The following is a 17,993-nucleotide window of genomic DNA, read 5'->3' as shown; positions in this document are numbered from 1 at the left end:
GGTCGGTGCTGCGGGGGGCGAGGGGGCAGGCGCAGGGCCCGGCCTGCCACGACCGTACGACGTCCGGGGGACGACTGTGCCGGGCGTCACGTGTGTTGAAACGATTCATACCACATCGACACCCACAGGGGCAGTCCGAGGCCGGCGACCGGCCCGTGCAGGCCGGTCGCCGGTCGGCTCAGCCCAGCGGGGTGTCGACGTAGGGCACCAGGCGCACCGGGCCGACCAGGCCGTAGGCCTGGCGGGGCGCCACGGCGTAGACCTCGGGCGTCACGGTCCGCAGCCGGTTGATGAGCGTGGTGGCGACCTCCACCTCGATGGTGTTGACGCCCGAGGTGAGCAGGTGGCCGAGGTCGACGGTCGTGGCCAACGGGTCGGCGGGATCCAGCCGGGTGCCGTTGACCGTGACGCGGAAGGTGTCGTTGACCTCTCCCAGCTCGAGCCACGCGCCGTCGGCGCGACGCTTCCAGTCGCCTCCCAGGTCGACCTGCGTGCGGTAGCGGCCGATGCCGGAGGCGTCCTCCAGCCCCGGCAGGGCCGACCACGGCACCAAGGCGTCGAGCTGCACCCGCACGACGGGCTTGACCGTCTGAGTCGCGGCGGCCCCGGGGCGCCAGTCCTCGGCCTCCAGGACCCACGCCTCCAGGGCCAGCGGCTCGCGGACCCGGCCGACCGTGGTCGTCACGACCCCGCCGCCGGCCCGGACGGTCTCCACGTCGCCCGCGCTGGCGGCCCGCACCGTGAGGCGGTGACCGTCACTGAGCACCGCGGCCGCGCTCGTCGAGCGCACCGAGGGCGAGCGCCGCCCGCGCGCAGGCGGGACGAGGGCGATGATCGTCGACTGCCCCGGCAACAGGTCGACACCGACGCGCACCCGGTCGCCGTCACGCTCGTGCACGGCGACCGGGGTGGCCCGGCCCGACCACGCGTCGAGGCGCACCGGCACCGCGGACCGGTCCTTCGCGGTCAGCCACAGGTCCTGGGTGACCCGCACCAGACGACGGTTCTCGGCGTGCTTGGCGTTGGCGACGTAGTAGAGGTCCGTCAACCCGAGCCGCCGGCGCACGGTCATGACGGTCGAGGCCTCGTGCCGCACGTCGGGCTCCACGCCCAGGTCGGCGAGAGCGGTCGGGATCTCGGTGTCCACGAGCACCTGTCGCGTCGTCGACAGCACCGAGAGCTCACCCAGCAGACCACGCAGTTCCTCCGTCTCCCCCGGCTCGGCGCGTCCCACCGGCTCGGCCGTCGACCAGTCGCCGAGGAGCACGACCGGCAGCCCCTGGCGCGCCAGCGCGAGGACCTTGCTCGCCGTGGCCACTGCCATCGTCCGCTCCCCGCCGCGGAACTGGTCGGGCCCGATGACCATGGCCTTGTAGGAGGGCCCGCCCGGGCCCAGGCGCCCGCCGGAGACCTTCGCCCGGGGCAGGTCGAGCAGCGCGGGGGTCAGGAAGGAGTGGGTCCAGCCGGTGGGGATGCCGACGTTGGTCGCCCACGGTGCCCCGATGCCCGTCGAGGTCCACCCCTTCTGCCGCAGGAAGACCACGTCATAGACCGGGCGCCCAGTCTGCAGCACGAGCTGGGTGCGTGCCAGGTAGTCGGCGACGTCGCGGACGTGGCGCCACTGGGGGGTGCGCGGGCCCCAGGCCTCGCCGTAGCCCACGGCCCCGTCGTAGTACGGCGAGAACGCCGCGAAGCCCGGCCAGGTCACGCCCGGGGCGTCGGCGTAGGCGAAGCCGTGGAGGACGGCCATGTTGACCCCGCCGGCGTAGATGCTGTTGAGCGTCTGCAGCGCGCGGTCCCACGTGGTCTGGTAGGCCGCGCCGAAGTAGCAGGCCGCCTCGCACGAGAGCACCGTCGTGCCCCGCATGTCGCGCCCGCCGGCCATGACGCGGTAGTCGTCGAGGTTCTTGAAGCCGAGCGACTCGGTCTCGGGCACGTCGAGGAGGGAGGAGTGCTCGACGGTGTCGGTCTCGAGACCGTAGGGCTGCACCCGCAGGCCCATGCCCAGGCTGCGAGCGAAGGCCTGCACCGGCAGCAGGTGGTGGTCTCGGTAGAGGTCGGAGAGCACCTGGTTGAAGTCGTCGCGCACCCGCGTGGTCACCACGGGGTCGAAGGCGTAGAGGTACTTCTCGTGGGCCTCCACCACCACCGGGAGGTAGGGCAGCAGGTCGTAACCCGCGCGCTTCTGGAACTCCTCGAGCATGCGGGGGGTCCAGATCGTCGCGTCGGTCTCGATCTCGAGGGAGTCCTCGAAGAGGTAGCCGCCGGCAGCGCCGAGCAGGCGGCGCAGCTGCGGGTCGAGGATGCGGTCCTGCCACAGGTCGATCAGCGCGCCGGATCCGCGCGCGGAGAAGTGGTCGACGACGTAGGAGCGCGGCGAGGTGTGCGGGCCCGCCTCCGGCTCCTGCGCCGACCCTCGCCTCCAGTAGGACAGCACGACCCAGGGCCCGTCGTCGGGCGCCGTCCAGGCCAGCCGCCCGTCGGCCACCCGGTCGGTGAGGTCGACCCGCGAGGCGGGGTCGAGGGTCGTGACGGCCTTGACCGTGCCCAGGTCGCGGTAGGCCTGCACCGCCACCAGCTCGCTGCGCGTCGCCGCCTCGGCGGCCTCCACCACCGGCGGGGGCACCACCCCGTCGTACGCCGCCCCGGCCGCGACGACCGCCGCGCCGTGCGCGAGCTCCGCGCAGGCCGCCTCGTCGTCGGGAGTGATCGTGGACACCGCGGCCGGCCACGACGGGCCGACGGTCAGGTCGATGCGCACGCCGCGTCGTGCGCCCTGGCTCAGCGCCGCCTTGACCCCGGCGATCCAGGCCGGGGTGCCCCACCCCTGGCGCTCGAGGTCGAACTCGATGTCGCGGGCGCGCAGGCTGTGGGTGACGTCGGCGATCTCCAGCACGCCGAAGCCGGCGTCGGCGACCTGGTCGACCTCGCGGCGGACCTCGGCCGGGCTGACCGCCCCGTGGGGCCACCACCACCGGAAGCCGGCGGCGGTGGCGGTGGTGGGGCGGGCGAAGCGGCGGGCCAGGGCGCGGGGCAGCCCGTTGACGGCCGCGCCCGGCGAGCCCCCGGCAGGCGCCGCGACCGCGGCGGGTGCGCCCGCACCGGTCACGGCCAGAGAGAGGCCGGCGGAGGCGGCGGTGGCACCGAAGAGCGTGCGCCTCCGCAGACCTGACGTCGCCGGGACGGCGGGCCGGGTCGGGTGGGAGGGAGCTGATGAGGGGCGGGACGAGGGGTCGTGCGACATGGGGGGATCCTCCGAGTGAATCGATTCAAGACTCCCCGAACGTAACCGCGGTCACACCGGACCACCAGCAGGTGGCCGGTTGCGGCCACCGCTGGAGCGGAAGGGGACAGCGGTCGCAGCGCCCGAGAGCCACGTTCAGATCAGCTGCCGGCGCACTGCGGCGACGACCGCCTCGATCGTGGAGTCGACGCCGAGGTCGTCGGCGGCGGTGCGCAGCCGGCGACGCACCGTCCGCTCCGAGATCTCGAGCCGCCGCGCGACCGCGGTCACGGTGAGCCCCCGCGCCACGAGGGCGAGGACGGCGAGCTCGTCGGGGCCGGTGCCGGCCACCGGCTCAGCGGGCCGCGTCGAGGCGCGCCTCGGCGGCGTCCCAGTCGTGGCCCCCGCGGGGCTCGTGGCGGCGCAGCCCGTGGGTGGCGCGCACGAGCGCGCGCATCGCCGCCAGGTCGGGCAGGTCGGCGCCCAGGGTGCGGGCCTGCACCAGCACGTTGCCGAGGGCTGCCGCCTCGGCCGGCCCGGCGAGCACGGGCAGCCCGCAGGCGTCGGCGGTGAGCTGGCACAGCAGCGCGTTCTGCGACCCGCCGCCCACGACGTGCACGACCTCGAGGCGGCGCCCGGCCAGGTCGGCGGCGGTGCGCAGGTGGCGGCGGTAGGCCAGGGCGAGCGAGTCGAGCACGCAGCGCACGAGCGCCATCCGGTGCTCGGGCACCGGCTCCCCCGCCCGCGCGGCCAGCGCCACGACCCGGTCGGGCATCGGGTCGAGCGCGGTGCTCGGCGCGAGCAGGGCGGGGTCGTTGATGTCGACCACGGTGCGCAGCGCGGGGGCCTCCCCCGCCCCGGCCAGCAGGGTCGGCAGGTCGGTGCCGGCGAGGCCCTGCTCGGTCCAGGACCGCACGCACTCGGAGAGCACCCACAGGCCCATGACGTTCTTCAGGAACCGCACGGTGCCGTCGACGCCGCCCTCGTTGGTGAAGTCGGCGACCCGCGCCGCCTCGCTCAGCACGGGCTTCTCCAGCTCGAGCCCGACCAGCGACCAGGTGCCCGAGGAGATGTAGCCGAACTCCTCCTCGCCGGCCGGCACCCCGACCACCGCGGAGGCGGTGTCGTGGGAGCCGACGGCAATGACCGGCACGTCCTGGGCGAGGTCGAGCCCGGCGGCCACGTCGGGGCTGACCCAGCCGATGCGGTCGCCGGCGTCGCGCAGCGGCGGCAGGATCGCCCACGGCACGCCGACACGGCGCGCCAGGTCGGTGGACCACTCGCGGGCGCTCACGTCGTAGAGCTGGGTGGTGGAGGCGTTGGTGCGCTCGGCACCGACCTCCCCGGTGAGCCAGTAGGCCAGCAGGTCGGGCAGCAGCAGCAGGGTCTCGGCCGACTCCAGCGCTGCGGTGCCGCGGGCGGCGACGAGCTGGTAGATCGTGTTGAAGGGCAGCTGCTGGAGCCCGGTGACGGCGTAGAGCTCCTCGGCGGGCACGGTGCGCAGCACCTCGGCGGCCACGCCGTCGGTGCGGCGGTCGCGGTGGCTGTGCACGTTGCCCAGCAGCGCGCCGTCGCGGTCGAGCAGGCCGTAGTCGACGGCCCAGGAGTCGATCCCGATGCCGTGCAGCGGGCCCGAGCGGGCCACCGCGCGCAGCCCGGCGAGCACCTCGCGGTGGAGGCCCACGACGTCCCAGTACAGCGAGCCGCGCACGGGCACCGCGCCGTTGGCGAAGCGGTGCACCTCGGTCAGCGCGAGGTGGCCCGGCGCGACGGTGGCGGCCATGACCCGGCCGCTGGTGGCGCCGAGGTCGACGGCGGCGACCCGCAGCGGCGCGCCGGGGGCGGCCACCGGGGTCGCCGGGGTGCCCGGGCTCACCGCAGGAACGCCGCGGCCACGCCCGCGTCGACCGGCACGTGCAGGCCGGTCGTGTGGGTCATGTCGGGCCCGCAGAGCACGAAGACGGCGTTGGCGATGTTCTCCGGCAGCACCTCGCGCTTGAGGATCGTGCGCTGGGCGTAGAACTTGCCGAGGTCCTTCTCCTCCACGCCGTAGACCGCGGCGCGGTTGGCGCCCCAGCCGCTGGCGAAGATGCCCGAGCCTTGCACGACGCCGTCGGGGTTGACGCCGTTGACCTTGATGCCGTGGGCGCCGAGCTCGGCGGCCAGCAGCCGCACCTGGTGGGCCTGGTCGGCCTTGGTCGCGGAGTAGGCGATGTTGTTGGGGCCGGCGAAGACGGAGTTCTTGGAGGAGATGTAGACGATGTCGCCGCCCATCTCCTGCTCGACCATCACCTTGGCGGTCGCCTTCGAGACCAGGAAGGACCCCTTGGCCATCACGTTGTGCTGGAGGTCCCAGTCGGCGGCGGTGGTGTCCATGAGCGACTTCGACAGCGAGAGCCCGGCGTTGTTGACGACGAGGTCGACACCGCCGAAGGCGAGCACGGCAGCGTCGACCATGGCCTGCACGGCGTCCTCGTCGGAGACGTCGGCGGCCACACCGACGGCGACGTCGGAGCCGCCGATCTCGGCCGCGGCGGCCTGTGCCTTCTCCAGGCTCAGGTCGGCGATGACGACGCAGGCGCCCTCGGCGGCGAGCTTCTTCGCGGTGGCCTTGCCGATGCCGCCGGCGGCGCCGGTGACCAGGGCGACGCGGGTGGCCAGCGGCTTGGGCTTCGGCATCCGCTGGAGCTTGGCCTCCTCCAGCGCCCAGTACTCGATGCGGAACTTCTCCGCCTCGTCGATCGGGGCGTAGGTCGACAGGCCCTCGGCGCCGCGCATCACGTTGATGGCGTTGACGTAGAACTCCCCGGCCACGCGGGCGGTCTGCTTGTCCTTGCCGAAGCTGAACATGCCGACGCCGGGCACGAGCACGATGAGCGGGTCGGCGCCGCGGATGGCGGGCGACTCCGGGGTGGCGTGACGGTCGTAGTAGGCCTGGTAGTCCTCGCGGTAGGCCACCGCGAGCTCCTTGAGCCGCGCCACGCAGTCCTCGACGGGCGCGTCGGAGGGCAGGTCGAGCACGAGGGGCTTGACCTTGGTGCGCAGGAAGTGGTCGGGGCAGGAGGTGCCCAGCGCGCCGAGGCGGGGGTGCTCGGAGGAGGCGAGGAAGTCGAGGACCTCGCCGGTGTCGGTGAAGTGGCCCACCATGGGCCGGTCCTGCGAGGCGATCCCGCGGATGGTGGCGCCGAGGGCGGCGGCCTTGGCGCGGCGCTCGGCCTGTGGCAGCGGGGCGTAGCCGGCCAGCGGCGGGCCGAAGGGCTCGGGCCGGCTGTGCTCGGCGATGTAGGCCGCGGCCGTGTCGATGATCCACAGCGAGGCCCGCTCGGCCTCGTCGCTGGTCTCGCCCCACGCGGTGATGCCGTGGCCGCCGAGGATGCAGCCGACGGCCTGGGGGTTCTTCTCCTTGATCTCGGCGATGTCGAGGCCGAGCTGGAAGCCGGGGCGGCGCCACGGCACCCACACCACCTTGTCGCCGAAGATCGTCGAGGTGAGCTCCTGCCCGTCGGCGGCGGTTGCGACGGCGATGCCGGAGTCGGGGTGGAGGTGGTCGACGTGGGGGGCGTCGACGAGGCCGTGCATGGCGGTGTCGATCGACGGCGCGGCCCCGCCCTTGCCGTGCAGGCAGTAGTCGAAGGCCGCGACCATCTCGTCCTCGCGCTCGACGCCGGGGTAGACGTCGACCAGCGCGCGCATCCGGTCGAGGCGGAGCACGGCCAGGCCCTGCTCGGTGAGGGTGCCGAGGTCGCCGCCGGAGCCCTTGACCCAGACCAGCTCGACGGGCTGGCCGGTGACGGGGTCGGTCTCGGTGCCCTTGGCGGAGGTGTTGCCGCCGGCGTAGTTGGTGTTCTTGGGGTCGGAGCCCAGGCGGTTGGAGCGGGCGATCAGGTCGGCTGCCGCGGGGTGGGTCATGGTGGTGTGAGTCCTCGGTGGGTTCGACGTGGGGTTCGACGTGGGGTACGGCGGGAGGGCGGGTCGGGTGCGGGTCAGGTCCAGGACAGCTGGGCGCCGCCGACGCGGGCGGCCTCGATCTGCTGCTGGTGGCCGGAGGCGGCGTAGGCCTTCATCGGGTGCGCGGGCAGGCCGCGCTCCTCGCGCCAGGCGGCGAGGTCGGGGCGCACGTCGGTGCTGTAGGCGTCCATGAAGACCTCGTGGGCGCCGAGCACGTCGCCGGCCTCCTGGGCCGCGGCGAGCGCCGTACGGTCGACGAGCAGGGCGCGGGCTGTCATCTCCTGGACGTTGAGCACCGAGCGGATCTGGCCGGGGATCTTGTCCTCGACGTTGTGGCACTGGTCGAGCATGAAGGCGACGTCGCTGCGGCCGTCGGCGTTGGCCGGGCCGTAGCCGCCGCCGCGGATGACCTCGAAGAGGATCCGGAAGAGCTGGAAGGGGTCGGCCGAGCCGACGATGAGGTCGTCGTCGGCGTAGAAGCGGCTGTTGAAGTCGAAGGAGCCGAGCTTGCCCAGGCGCAGCAGCTGCATGACGATGAACTCGATGTTGGTGCCCGGCGCGTGGTGGCCGGTGTCGAGGCAGACCACGGCCCGCTCGCCCAGGGCGCTGACCTGGGCGTAGGAGGTGCCCCAGTCGGGCACGTCGGTGTGGTAGAACGCCGGCTCGAAGAACTTGTACTCCAGCACCAGCCGCTGCTCCTCGCCGATCCGGTCGTAGATCGCGGCGAGCGACTCCGCGAGGCGGTCCTGACGCCCGCGCAGGTCGGCCTGGCCGGGGTAGTTGCTGCCCTCGGCGAGCCAGATCTTGAGGTCGCGGGACCCGGTGGCGTGCATGACGTCGATGCACTCGAAGTGGTGGTCGATCGCCTTCTGGCGGACCTTGGCGTCGGTGTGGGTCAGGGCGCCGAACTTGTAGTCGTCGTCCTGGAAGGTGTTGGAGTTGATGGTCCCCAGGGCCACGCCCTGCTCCTCGGCGTGGGCGCGCAGCGCGGCCCAGTCGTCGGTGAGGTCCCACGGGATGTGCAGGGCCACCGAGGGCGCGAGCCCGGTGAAGCGGTGCACGGTCGCGGCGTCGGAGACCTTCTCCTGGATCGAGCGCGGGGTGCCCGGCGTGCCGAAGACCTTGAAGCGGGTGCCGGAGTTGCCGAAGGCCCAGGACGGGAGCTCGATGGCCTGGCCGTCGAGCTGGTGCGCGATGCCGGCGAAGCGCGGCGTGGTGTCGGTCATGGTTCAGCTGCCTTCGGGTGGGTGCGGCGTGGAGATCGGGGTGGAGATCGGGGTGGAGATCGGGCTGGGGCCGGGGGCCGGCGACCGGAGCTGGTCCTCGAGGTGGAAGACCTCCTCCAGGACGAGGAAGCCCTCGTCGGGGGCGAGACCCTCCAGGTCGACGAAGAGCTCGCCCATCTCGGCCTGCCAGCGGGCGTTGACCTCGGTGGCGGCCATGCCGGCCTGCGCGGCGGCGAGGTCGGGGGTCTCGAGGTAGCCGATCAGCAGTCCGTCCTCGCGCAGGAACAGCGAGTAGTTGTGCCAGCCGGTCTCGTGCAGCGCCCGGCACATCTCGGGCCACACCGCGGCGTGGCGGCGGCGGTACTCGTCGATGCGGTCGGGACGGACCTGGAGCTGGAAGCAGACGCGCTGCACGGGCCCTCCGAGTCGGGTGGTGGTCGGGTGACGGGTGGTGCCGGGGTCCGGCCGGCCCGGGTAGGTGGGCCGGCCGGACGGATCGGTCGTGTCGACCGGGGGCCGACTCAGAAGTCGAAGTCGTCGATGTTCGACTCGTCGAAGACGAAGGGCTCGCCGAGGAGCACGACGCCGTCGGCGCCGACGGTGTACTCCCCGAGGTCACCGGCCTCGAAGGTGTCGCCCTCCGCGCCGTCGATGTCGCCGTCGGCGAGGGCCTTGGCGGCGTAGGCGGCCAGGTAGCCCAGGTCCTCGGGGTTCCACAGCGCGAAGGCGGTGACGGTGCCGTCCTTGACGTACTCGCGCATCTGGTTCGGGGTGCCGAGACCGGTGACGGCGACCTCGCCCTTGTACTCCGAGGTGGAGATGTAGCGGGCGGCGGCCGCGATGCCGACGGTGGTCGGCGAGACGATGCCCTTGAGGTCGGGGTGCGACTGCAGGAGCGCGGCGGTCTTGTCGAAGGAGGTCTGGTCGTCGTCGTCGCCGTAGACGGTGTCGACGAGCTCGATGTCGGGGTGGTTCTCCTCGAGGTCGGCCTCCATGAGGTCGATCCACTCGTTCTGGTTCGTGGCGTTGGCGGCCGCGGAGAGGATGGCGATCTCGCCCTCGTCGCCGATCTGCTCGGCGATGAGGTCGACCTGGGCCTTGGCGATGCCCTCGGCGTCGGCCTGGCTGATGTAGAGGTCGCGGCACTCGGCGTCGGTGTCGGAGTCGAAGGTGACGATCTTGGTGCCGGCGCTGCTGGCCTCGTCGAGGGCGTCGCAGATGGCGGTCGGGTCGTTGGCCGAGATGACCAGCGCGTTGACGCCCTGCTGGGCGGCGGTGTTGATGAAGGGCACCTGCGCGTCGGGCGTGGCGGTGTCGGGGCCGACCTCCTCGAAGGTGCCGCCGAACTCGTCGACGGCCTTCTCGCCGCCGGCGTCGCTGGTGTCGAAGTAGGGGTTGCCCAGGTTCTTGGGCAGGAAGGTGACCGAGGTGGCGTCGCCGCCACCGCCGCCGGAGGACGAGGAGCTGTCGTCGCTGCCGCAAGCGGTCAGGCCCAGGCCGGCCACCAGCGCCATCGCGGCGATCGTGGTCGTGCGCCGAAGGTTGTGCGTCATCGTGCGTCCCTTTCGTGGGTGTTCTCGGGCAGTGACCGCTTGCCGGTAGCTGCCGACCGCCTGCGGAGCAGGCCGGTGTTCCTCCCTGAGGTCAGAGCCGAGACCCAGGAGAGAAGGCTGGAGGAGATGACCGAGAGCACCAGGAGCACTCCGATCACGATGTTGATCACGTTGACCGTGTAGCCCTCGAGGCGCATCGCGGAGTTGATGACGCCGATGAGGAGCACGCCGGCCAGCACGCCGTGCAGCGCGCCCTTGCCGCCGAAGATCGAGACGCCGCCGAGGAGCACGGCCGCGATGACCTGCAGCTCCATGCCGGTGGCGTTGTCGCCGCGGGCGCTGCCGTAGTAGAGGGTGAAGTAGATGCCGGCGAAGGCGGAGATGGCGCCGGCCAGCACGAAGGTGACGAACTTCGTGCGGGCCACGTCGACCCCGGTGAAGTGCGCCGCCTCGTCGTTGAGCCCGATCTCGAAGACGCCGCGTCCGAAGGGGGTGAAGTGCAGCACCAGCACGAAGAGCACGGCCAGCACGGCGATGGGCACGAGCACGAGCGGGTACGACGACCCCTCGCTGATGCGCTCGCGGGCCAGGTCGGTCCACTTCTCCGGGAAGTCGGTCTTCGCCTCGGTGCCGAGCAGGCCGACCGCGATGCCGCGGTAGAGCGCCAGCGTGCCGATGGTGACGGCCAGCGACGGTAGCCCGACGTAGGCGACGAGGAAGCCGTTGAAGGCGCCGCATACCACGCCGACCGCGATCGCGATCGCCCCGGCGACCGGGATGGAGAGCCCGGCGTCGACGTGCAGGATGCCGACGAGCACCGAGCTGAGCCCCACCACGCTGGCCACCGAGAGGTCGATCTCACCGGTGATGACCACCATCGTCATCGGCAGCGCGATGAGCAGGATCGGGGCGGTCTCGAGGAAGAGGTAGTACAGCGTCAGCGGGCCGTCGAAGAACTCGATGCTGCCGCGGGCGTAGAGGAAGACCGCGACGAGCAGGAAGATCACCGCGAACTCGCGGGTCAGCAGGGCGCGCATCCACAGCGGTCGGGAGTAGGCGCGGTAGGTGCGGGTCTCCCGCTCGCTCAGCGCCGGGCCGCCCGGGGTCGTCGTCGTGCTCATGCCGTCACCTGCGTCCGGTCGCTGGGGTCGTGGGGGCCGCGGCTCGATCCCGGGCCTGGTCCGGGGCCGCCCGGCGGCGCCTCGTCGCGCGCGGCGACCAGGCGCCGCTCCTGGCGCAGCAGGAGCACGCGGTCGAGCACGATCGCCAGCAGGATCAGGGCGCCTACCACGGCGCGCTGCCAGAAGTCGGAGATGCCGAGCACGGGCAGGGCGCGGTTGATGGTCACGAGCAGGAAGGCGCCGATGGCGGCGCCCCAGACCGTGCCGCTGCCGCCGAAGATGGCGACCCCGCCGATCACGGCCGCGCCGACCGCCTGGAGCTCGATGTCGCGCCCGGCCCCGGAGCTGATGGAGCCGTAGCGGGCGGCGTAGAAGACCCCGGCGAGGCCGGCGAGGGCGCCGCACAGCACGAACGCCGCCAGCACGCGCCGGTTGACCTTGAGGCCGTAGAGCGTCGCGGCGTCGGGGTCGGAGCCGATGGCGTAGAGCTCACGACCGCCGCGGGCGGTGTGGAGGTAGTAGCCCACCACGACCAGGGCGACCGCGGCGATGAGGATGAGCACGGGGATCGACAGCACCTGACGGGTGCCGAGGGCGAGGAAGCCCGAGGGGAGGTCGGAGGCGTTGATGCGGTCGCTGCCGGCCCAGGTCAGGAAGATGCCGCGGTAGATGTAGAGCGTGCCGAGCGTGATCACCAGGGCGGGCACCTTGCCGAAGGCGACCAGCACGCCGTTGACCAGGCCCAGGGCGGCCCCGAAGGCCAGCCCGATCACGAAGACCAGGACCACGGGGATGCCGGGGTAGGCGAGGAAGACCTTGCCCACGAGGTAGGCGGTGAGCCCCAGGGTCGAGCCGACCGAGAGGTCGACGTTGCGGGTGACGATGACCGCCGTCTGGCCGACGGCCAGGACGAGCAGGATCGAGGGCGTCAGCAGCAGGTCGCGCCAGCCCCCGCTGCTGAAGAGGAACGAGCTGCTCGACGCGGTGGTCAGCGCGACGAGCAGGAGCAGGACGGTCAGCACCGCCATCTCCCGCGAGCGCAGCAGGGTGCCGAGCAGGCGCCGGGCGGGCGGGACCGAGCTGGGCTCGACCAGGGTGGCGCTCACGCGGAGACCTCCTTGAGGTGGGTGTCGGGTCCGCTCGCGCCGGCGGCGTCGGGGTCGGTGGAGGCACCGCCGGCGAGGTGGCCCTCGCGGTGGGTGGCGGCGTGCATGACGGTCTCGGGCGTCGCGGCGTCACGGTCGAGGTCGGCGGTGAGCCGGCCCTCGCAGACGACGAGCACCCGGTCGGCCATGCCGAGCACTTCGGGCAGCTCGGAGGAGATCATGAGGATGGCCAGGCCCTGACCGGCCAGGTCGGAGAGCAGCCGGTGGACCTCGGCCTTGGTGCCGACGTCGATGCCGCGGGTGGGCTCGTCGATGATGAGGAGCGTGGGCTCGGTGGCCAGCCACTTGGCGATGACGACCTTCTGCTGGTTGCCCCCGCTCATGGTGGAGGCCTTCATGTCCAGCGCGCTGGTCTTCACCTCGAGGCGCCCGGCCCACGGGCCCGCCGCCCTGTTCTCGTCGCGGGCGGTGAGCAGACCGGCGTGGGACAGGCCGCGGCGGATGACGCCGGCGACGTTGCGCGCCACCGAGGCGTCGGTGACCAGGCCCTGCTTGCGGCGGTCCTCGGGGATGAAGGCCATGCCAGCGCGGATCGCCGCGCGGGGCTTGCGCGGCGGGACCGGCGCGCCGTGGAGGCTGACGCTGCCGGCGGAGTAGGCGTCGACGCCGAAGACGGCGCGGGCGATCTCGCTGCGCCCGGCGCCCACCAGGCCCGCGAGCCCGACGATCTCGCCGGCGCGCACCTGGAAGGTGACGTCGTGGAAGACCCCGGGCGTCGTCAGCCCCTGCACGTCGAGCACCACGTCGCCGATCGGCGCGGGCGTCTTGGGGAAGAGGTCGGTGACCTCGCGGCCGACCATGAGGGCGACCACCTGGTCGACGGTGGTCTCGGCGATGGCGCGCGTGCCGACGTACTCGCCGTCGCGCATGACCGTGACGGTGTCGCAGAGGTCGAAGACCTCCTCGAAGCGGTGGGAGATGAAGACCAGGGCCCGGCCCTCGTCGCGCAGGCTGCGGGCCACCGCGAAGAGGCGGTCGACCTCGACGCCGCTGAGCGCGGCGGTCGGCTCGTCCATGATCAGCACGTGGGCGTCGAGCGAGATGGCCTTGGCGATCTCGATGATCTGCTGGTCGGCGATCGACAGCCCGCGGGCCAGGCGGCGCGGGTCGAGGCCGACGCCGAGGCGGGCGAAGATGGCCTCGGCCTCGGCGTGCATGCGCGCCCGGTCGATGCGGCGACCGCGGCCGAGGGGCTGGCGGCCCATGAAGATGTTCTCGGTGACCGAGAGGTCGGGGAAGAGCGTCGGCTCCTGGTAGATCACCGCGACGCCGGCCGACTTGGACTCGGCGGTGGAGCCGAAGTCGACGGCCTCGCCGCGCAGCTCGAAGACGCCCGAGTCGCGGCGGTGCACACCGGCGACGATCTTGACCAGCGTCGACTTGCCGGCGCCGTTCTCCCCCACGAGGGCGTGGATCGAGCCCGGGCTCACGGCCAGGCTCCCCGAGCGCAGCGCCGCCACGGCCCCGAAGGACTTGGCCACGTCGCGCAGCACCAGGGTGGCATCGGCGGGTGCCGCTGCGGCCATGGTTTCCTCACTTCCGTCGTCCGGACCATCTGTTTTGAAAGGTTTCAATCCGGTGTCCAGACCGTAGGTGACTGCTGTCACAGCCGTCAAGCGCTCTCCCGCAATTCCGGGGGGAAAAGTCCGGTCAGCGGACACGGGACACGGGATCGTCGGCGCACTAGGCTGCCCTAGATCGTTTCAAGCAGCGGGTCCAGACCACCCGCAGGAGCAGGCAGGGGTGGTGGTGTGAGCGACGCTGCGCGCAGCGCCTCGGTCAAGGACGTCGCCGCGGCGGCCGGGGTCTCCCTCGGCACGGTCAGCAACGTGCTCAACCGCCCCGACCGGGTCAGCCCCGCCACCCGCGCCCGCGTGCAGGACGCCATGCGCGAGCTCGGCTTCGTGCGCAACGAGTCGGCGCGCCAGCTGCGCGCCGGCACCAGCCGGACGCTGGCCTACGTCATGCTCGACGCCGGCAACCCCTTCTTCACCGACGTGGCCCAGGGCATCGAGATCGCCGCCGAGGACGTCGACCTCACCGTGGTGCTGTGCAACAGCGCCAACCGCGCCGACCGCGAGGCCGCCCACCTCACGCTGCTGGAGCAGCAGCGGGTGCAGGGCGTGCTGGTCACGCCCGTCGACCCCCACTCCGCCACGCTCGACGACCTCGTGCGCCGCGGGACCCCCGTGGTCATCGTCGACCGCACCCGCCCCGACGCCTCGCTGTGCTCGGTCTCCGTCGACGACGAGCTCGGCGGCCGCATCGCCGTCGAGCACCTGCTCGACCTCGGCCACGAGCGGATCGCCTTCATCGGCGGACCCGCCACCCTCGGCCAGGTGCGCGAGCGGCTCGCCGGCGCGCGGCGCGCCTGGGCCGAGGCCGGCCGCCCCGAGGACGACCTGCTCGTCGTCACCACCGCCGCCCTCGACGTGCGCGAGGGGCGCGAGGCCGGCCAGCGCCTCGCCGGGCTCCCGGCCCGCCGTCGCCCCACCGCCGCCTTCTGCGCCAACGACCTGCTCGCCCTCGGCCTGTTGCAGCAGGCCATCGGCTCGGGCACCCGGGTGCCCGAGCAGCTCGCGATCGTCGGCTACGACGACATCGAGTTCGCCGCCGCCGCCGCCGTGCCCCTCACCTCCGTGCGTCAGCCCCGCCAGGAGCTCGGTCGCACCGCCGCCGCCCTGGTCCTCGCAGAGGCCACCGACCAGGCCCACACCCACCGCCAGGTGCTCTTCACCCCCGAGCTGGTCGCCCGGGCGTCGACGACGGGGTAGGGGGTCGGGCCGTCTGCGGGTTTCACCGGCCGGCTGGCGAAACCCGCACCGGTCGGCCCGTGCGTGGGCCGACAGGTGCGGGGGTGGGCCGACCGGTGTGACGGGCGGGGCTGGCGGGACGGCGCCGAGTCCGGAGTCGGGCAGGACGCAGTGGTCGCCACCGGGAACGGCGTCGGGACGAGTACGCCGCGGCGCGGGTTTCACCGGCCGGCTGGCGAAACCCGCACTGGTCGGCCCGTGCGTGGGCCGACAGGTGCGGGGGTGGGCCGACCGGTGTGACGGGCGGGGCGGGAGGGACAGGCCGGAGGCGCGCGGGTGAGGCGCCGCGGTCGGGCGCGGGGGTCGGGCGCGGGAGCCGGGCCGGGGGGTCAGGGGCGGTGGGCGCGGAAGAAGTCCTCGAGCAGGGCGGCGGAGTCGGGGGCGAGCACGCCGGCGACGACCTCGGGGCGGTGGTTGAGCCGGCGGTCGCGCACGACGTCCCAGAGGCTGCCGACGGCGCCGGCCTTGTCGTCCCAGGCGCCGAGCACCACGCGGTCGACCCGGCTGAGCACGGCGGCGCCGGCGCACATCGTGCACGGCTCGAGGGTGACCACGAGGGTGCAGCCGTCGAGGCGCCACTCCCCGCGGGCGCGGGCGGCCTCGCGCAGCGCGACCACCTCGGCGTGGCCGGTCGGGTCGGCCTCGGCCTCGCGCACGTTGCGGCCCCGCCCCAGGACGGCGCCGTCACCGTCGACGACCACCGCCCCGATCGGCACGTCGCCGGTGCCCAGCGCGGCCCGGGCCTCGGACAGGGCCTCGCGCATGGCGGGCTCCCACGCGGTGCGGGCGGCCGGCGAGGAGGTCATGGCGGCATCATGCCGGGTCGTCCGACCGCGCGCGGCCGAGTGGGCGCGGGGCGGCGCGGGGCAGGCCGCGTGCCCGGTCGGCGCGGGCGGCGGCGGGCCGAGTGGGCGGCGGCGGGGCCGAGTGGGCGCGGGGCGGCGTACGCCGGGGTGGGTCAGACGTCGACCATGCCGACGACGTCGTCGAAGAGCTCGCCGAAGCCGAGGCGGCGGGCGACGTCGGAGAGGATCTCGTCGGGGTAGAGGTCGACGTCGTCGAGCAGCACCCCCAGGTCGAGCTCGTGCATGCCGAGGTCGGCGAGCAGGCCGAGGTCGCCGGCGGGCACCTGCTCGTCGTCGTCGCCGAGGTCGGGCAGGCCGAGGTGCTCCAGCGCGGAGTCGGCGAGGTCCCAGTCGTCGGCGGCGGTGACGTCGGAGAGCAGCAGGCGCACCGACGTGCCGGCGACCCGGAGCAGCAGGAACCAGTCCTCGTCGACGGCCACCATGCCGATCGCGCCGCCCTCGCCCGGCAGGCGGCGCAGCGCCTCGGCCAGGGTCTCGACGTCGTCGAGGTGGTGGTGGGTGATCTCCTGGACGCTCCAGCGGCCCTGCTCGCGGTAGGCCGCCACCGCGAAGTCGACCGCGTCGATCTGCTCGCTCACGGTGCTCTCCCGTCCGCTGCGTCCGTGGCCCCGGTCGGCGCCCGGGTGGTGCCCCAGGGATGACCGGGTGGTGACTGGCGTGGTGCGGGTCGCCGGAGGTGGCCCGACCCCAGCGTGACAGACCGGGGTGGCCGGGGCCACCCCTGCGCGACGGGCTTGACCGACGGCTGAGCCGGCGCCGTCGGCGTGCCCTAGGGTTTCGCGCATGCGCACCCACGTCGTGGACCACCCGCTCGTCACCCACAAGCTCACCACGCTGCGCGACGAGCGCACCGACTCCCCGACCTTCCGCGCCCTGGCCGACGAGCTGGTGACGCTGCTGGCCTACGAGGCCACCCGCGACGTGCGCGTCGCGACCGTCGAGATCCGCACGCCCGTCTCGGCTGCCACCGGGGTCCGCCTGGCCTCCCCCAAGCCGCTCGTGGTGCCGATCCTGCGCGCCGGTCTCGGCATGCTCGACGGCATGATGCGGCTGCTGCCGACGGCCGAGGTCGGCTTCCTGGGCATGGTGCGCAACGAGGAGACCCTCGAGGCCTCCACCTACGCCGAGCGCCTGCCCGAGGACCTCTCGGGGCGCCAGTGCTACGTGCTCGACCCGATGCTGGCCACCGGCGGCACGCTCGCCGCGGCCATCCGCTTCCTCACCGACCGCGGCGCCGACCACATCACCGCGATCTGCCTGCTGGCCGCCCCCGAGGGCTGCGCGCGCCTGGAGCAGGAGCTCGAGGACATCGGCGTGCCCGTCACGGTGGTCACCGCGGCGATGGACGAGCGCCTCGACGAGAACGGCTACATCGTGCCCGGGCTCGGCGACGCCGGCGACCGGCTGTACGGCGTGGCCCACTGACCCGGGCGCCCAGGACGGCGCACGGCTGACGGCGCCACCCGGCACCGCCCGTCAGCCGGCACCGCCCGCCACCAGTCACCACCGGGAGACGGCACGAGCCGCCACCCCGGAGGGCGACGGCTCGTGCGAGGTCCCGCGAGGCAGCGGGAGTGGATCCGGTCGTGCGGGTCAGGCGCCCTTGCCGACGACGGTGACGGGCACGTTGCCGCGGGTGGCCTTGGAGTAGGGGCACACCTGGTGGGCGGCCTCGACGAGCTCCTGGGCCTTGGCGTCGTCGACGCCGGGGATGGTCACCTCGATGTCGGCGGTGATGGCGTAGGAGTCGCCCTCGGGGCCGAAGCCGACGGCGATCTCGAGCTGCGAGCCCGAGGCGTCGACGCCGTGGGCCTTGGCGACCATGGTCAGCGCGCCCTGGAAGCAGGCGCCGTAGCCGACGGCGAAGAGCTGCTCGGGGTTGGTGCCGGTGCCGGGCCCACCGACCTCCTTGGGGGCGGTGAGGCTGAGGTCGAGGACGCCGTCCTCCGAGGTCGCGCGACCCTGGCGGCCGCCGGTGACGGAGGCGCGGGCGGTGTAGACGATCTTCTCCGGTGTGTTGGTCATGCCCGCTCCAACAGGTCGCGCCCGCGGTCTCTTCCCCGACCGCGCACCACGT

The 17,993-nt window shown here is 73.4% G+C and carries 15 protein-coding genes; 2 read left to right on the top strand and 13 right to left on the bottom strand.

Annotated features, from left to right (window positions below):
* Positions 1-178: 178 nt before the first annotated feature.
* The 10 genes from M3673_RS16075 to M3673_RS16030 form a co-directional block, all read right to left on the bottom strand.
* Positions 179-3,244: a glycosyl hydrolase gene (locus M3673_RS16075; RefSeq protein WP_251534884.1), complete on the bottom strand. Its 3,066-nt coding sequence runs from the start codon at positions 3,242-3,244 to the stop codon at positions 179-181.
* Positions 3,245-3,379: 135 nt separating this feature from the next.
* Entirely contained in the window at positions 3,380-3,574 is a 195-nt protein-coding gene (locus M3673_RS16070) for a LuxR C-terminal-related transcriptional regulator (protein ID WP_251534882.1), read from the bottom strand.
* A gap of 4 nt (positions 3,575-3,578) precedes the next feature.
* Complete coding sequence (locus M3673_RS16065) at positions 3,579-5,099, bottom strand: rhamnulokinase family protein (protein WP_251534881.1); 1,521 nt, start codon at positions 5,097-5,099, stop codon at positions 3,579-3,581.
* Entirely contained in the window at positions 5,096-7,132 is a 2,037-nt protein-coding gene (locus tag M3673_RS16060; RefSeq protein ID WP_251534879.1) for a bifunctional aldolase/short-chain dehydrogenase, read from the bottom strand. Before M3673_RS16060 ends, M3673_RS16065 begins: the two co-directional genes overlap by 4 nt.
* 74 nt (positions 7,133-7,206) lie before the next feature.
* A complete protein-coding gene (gene rhaI / locus M3673_RS16055) occupies positions 7,207-8,397 on the bottom strand; it encodes an L-rhamnose isomerase (protein ID WP_251534877.1) in 1,191 nt (396 codons plus the stop codon).
* A gap of 3 nt (positions 8,398-8,400) precedes the next feature.
* A complete protein-coding gene (locus M3673_RS16050) occupies positions 8,401-8,811 on the bottom strand; it encodes an L-rhamnose mutarotase (RefSeq protein WP_251534875.1) in 411 nt (136 codons plus the stop codon).
* Between the two features lie 107 nt (positions 8,812-8,918).
* Positions 8,919-9,950 carry a rhamnose ABC transporter substrate-binding protein gene (rhaS, locus tag M3673_RS16045; RefSeq protein ID WP_056863127.1) on the bottom strand — a complete coding sequence of 344 codons (1,032 nt, stop codon included), beginning with the start codon at positions 9,948-9,950 and terminating at the stop codon, positions 8,919-8,921.
* Positions 9,947-11,071: an ABC transporter permease gene (locus M3673_RS16040; RefSeq protein WP_251534873.1), complete on the bottom strand. Its 1,125-nt coding sequence runs from the start codon at positions 11,069-11,071 to the stop codon at positions 9,947-9,949. The genes rhaS and M3673_RS16040 overlap by 4 nt, the downstream gene beginning before the upstream one ends.
* On the bottom strand, positions 11,068-12,177 hold the full coding sequence (locus M3673_RS16035; protein ID WP_251534871.1) for an ABC transporter permease: 1,110 nt from the start codon (positions 12,175-12,177) through the stop codon (positions 11,068-11,070). Before M3673_RS16035 ends, M3673_RS16040 begins: the two co-directional genes overlap by 4 nt.
* On the bottom strand, positions 12,174-13,763 hold the full coding sequence (locus tag M3673_RS16030) for a sugar ABC transporter ATP-binding protein (RefSeq protein ID WP_082500072.1): 1,590 nt from the start codon (positions 13,761-13,763) through the stop codon (positions 12,174-12,176). The genes M3673_RS16035 and M3673_RS16030 overlap by 4 nt, the downstream gene beginning before the upstream one ends.
* Before the next feature lie 225 nt (positions 13,764-13,988).
* Here M3673_RS16030 and M3673_RS16025 point away from each other — a divergent pair, with 225 nt between their 5' ends.
* A complete protein-coding gene (locus tag M3673_RS16025) occupies positions 13,989-15,011 on the top strand; it encodes a LacI family DNA-binding transcriptional regulator (protein ID WP_251534869.1) in 1,023 nt (340 codons plus the stop codon).
* Between the two features lie 368 nt (positions 15,012-15,379).
* Here the strand turns inward: M3673_RS16025 and M3673_RS16020 are convergent, their stop codons facing one another.
* Together M3673_RS16020 and M3673_RS16015 are read right to left on the bottom strand one after the other, a co-directional pair.
* A complete protein-coding gene (locus M3673_RS16020) occupies positions 15,380-15,856 on the bottom strand; it encodes a nucleoside deaminase (protein WP_374108211.1) in 477 nt (158 codons plus the stop codon).
* A 152-nt stretch (positions 15,857-16,008) separates the two neighbouring features.
* Positions 16,009-16,494 carry a tRNA adenosine deaminase-associated protein gene (locus tag M3673_RS16015; protein WP_056863124.1) on the bottom strand — a complete coding sequence of 162 codons (486 nt, stop codon included), beginning with the start codon at positions 16,492-16,494 and terminating at the stop codon, positions 16,009-16,011.
* 205 nt (positions 16,495-16,699) lie between these two features.
* Here M3673_RS16015 and upp point away from each other — a divergent pair, with 205 nt between their 5' ends.
* On the top strand, positions 16,700-17,341 hold the full coding sequence (upp, locus tag M3673_RS16010) for a uracil phosphoribosyltransferase (RefSeq protein ID WP_056903174.1): 642 nt from the start codon (positions 16,700-16,702) through the stop codon (positions 17,339-17,341).
* Positions 17,342-17,509: 168 nt separating this feature from the next.
* Here the strand turns inward: upp and M3673_RS16005 are convergent, their stop codons facing one another.
* Positions 17,510-17,941, bottom strand: coding sequence for an organic hydroperoxide resistance protein (locus M3673_RS16005; RefSeq protein WP_193666436.1), 432 nt, complete (start codon positions 17,939-17,941; stop codon positions 17,510-17,512).
* Positions 17,942-17,993 lie beyond the last annotated feature (52 nt).

Origin of the sequence: Nocardioides sp. P86, assembly GCF_023712465.1 — a bacterium.
In the GTDB taxonomy this organism is placed as follows: Bacteria; Actinomycetota; Actinomycetes; order Propionibacteriales; family Nocardioidaceae; genus Nocardioides; species Nocardioides kribbensis.
The sequence above is the reverse complement of the archived record's forward strand: the minus strand, read 5'-3'. Positions and strand labels throughout refer to the sequence as shown.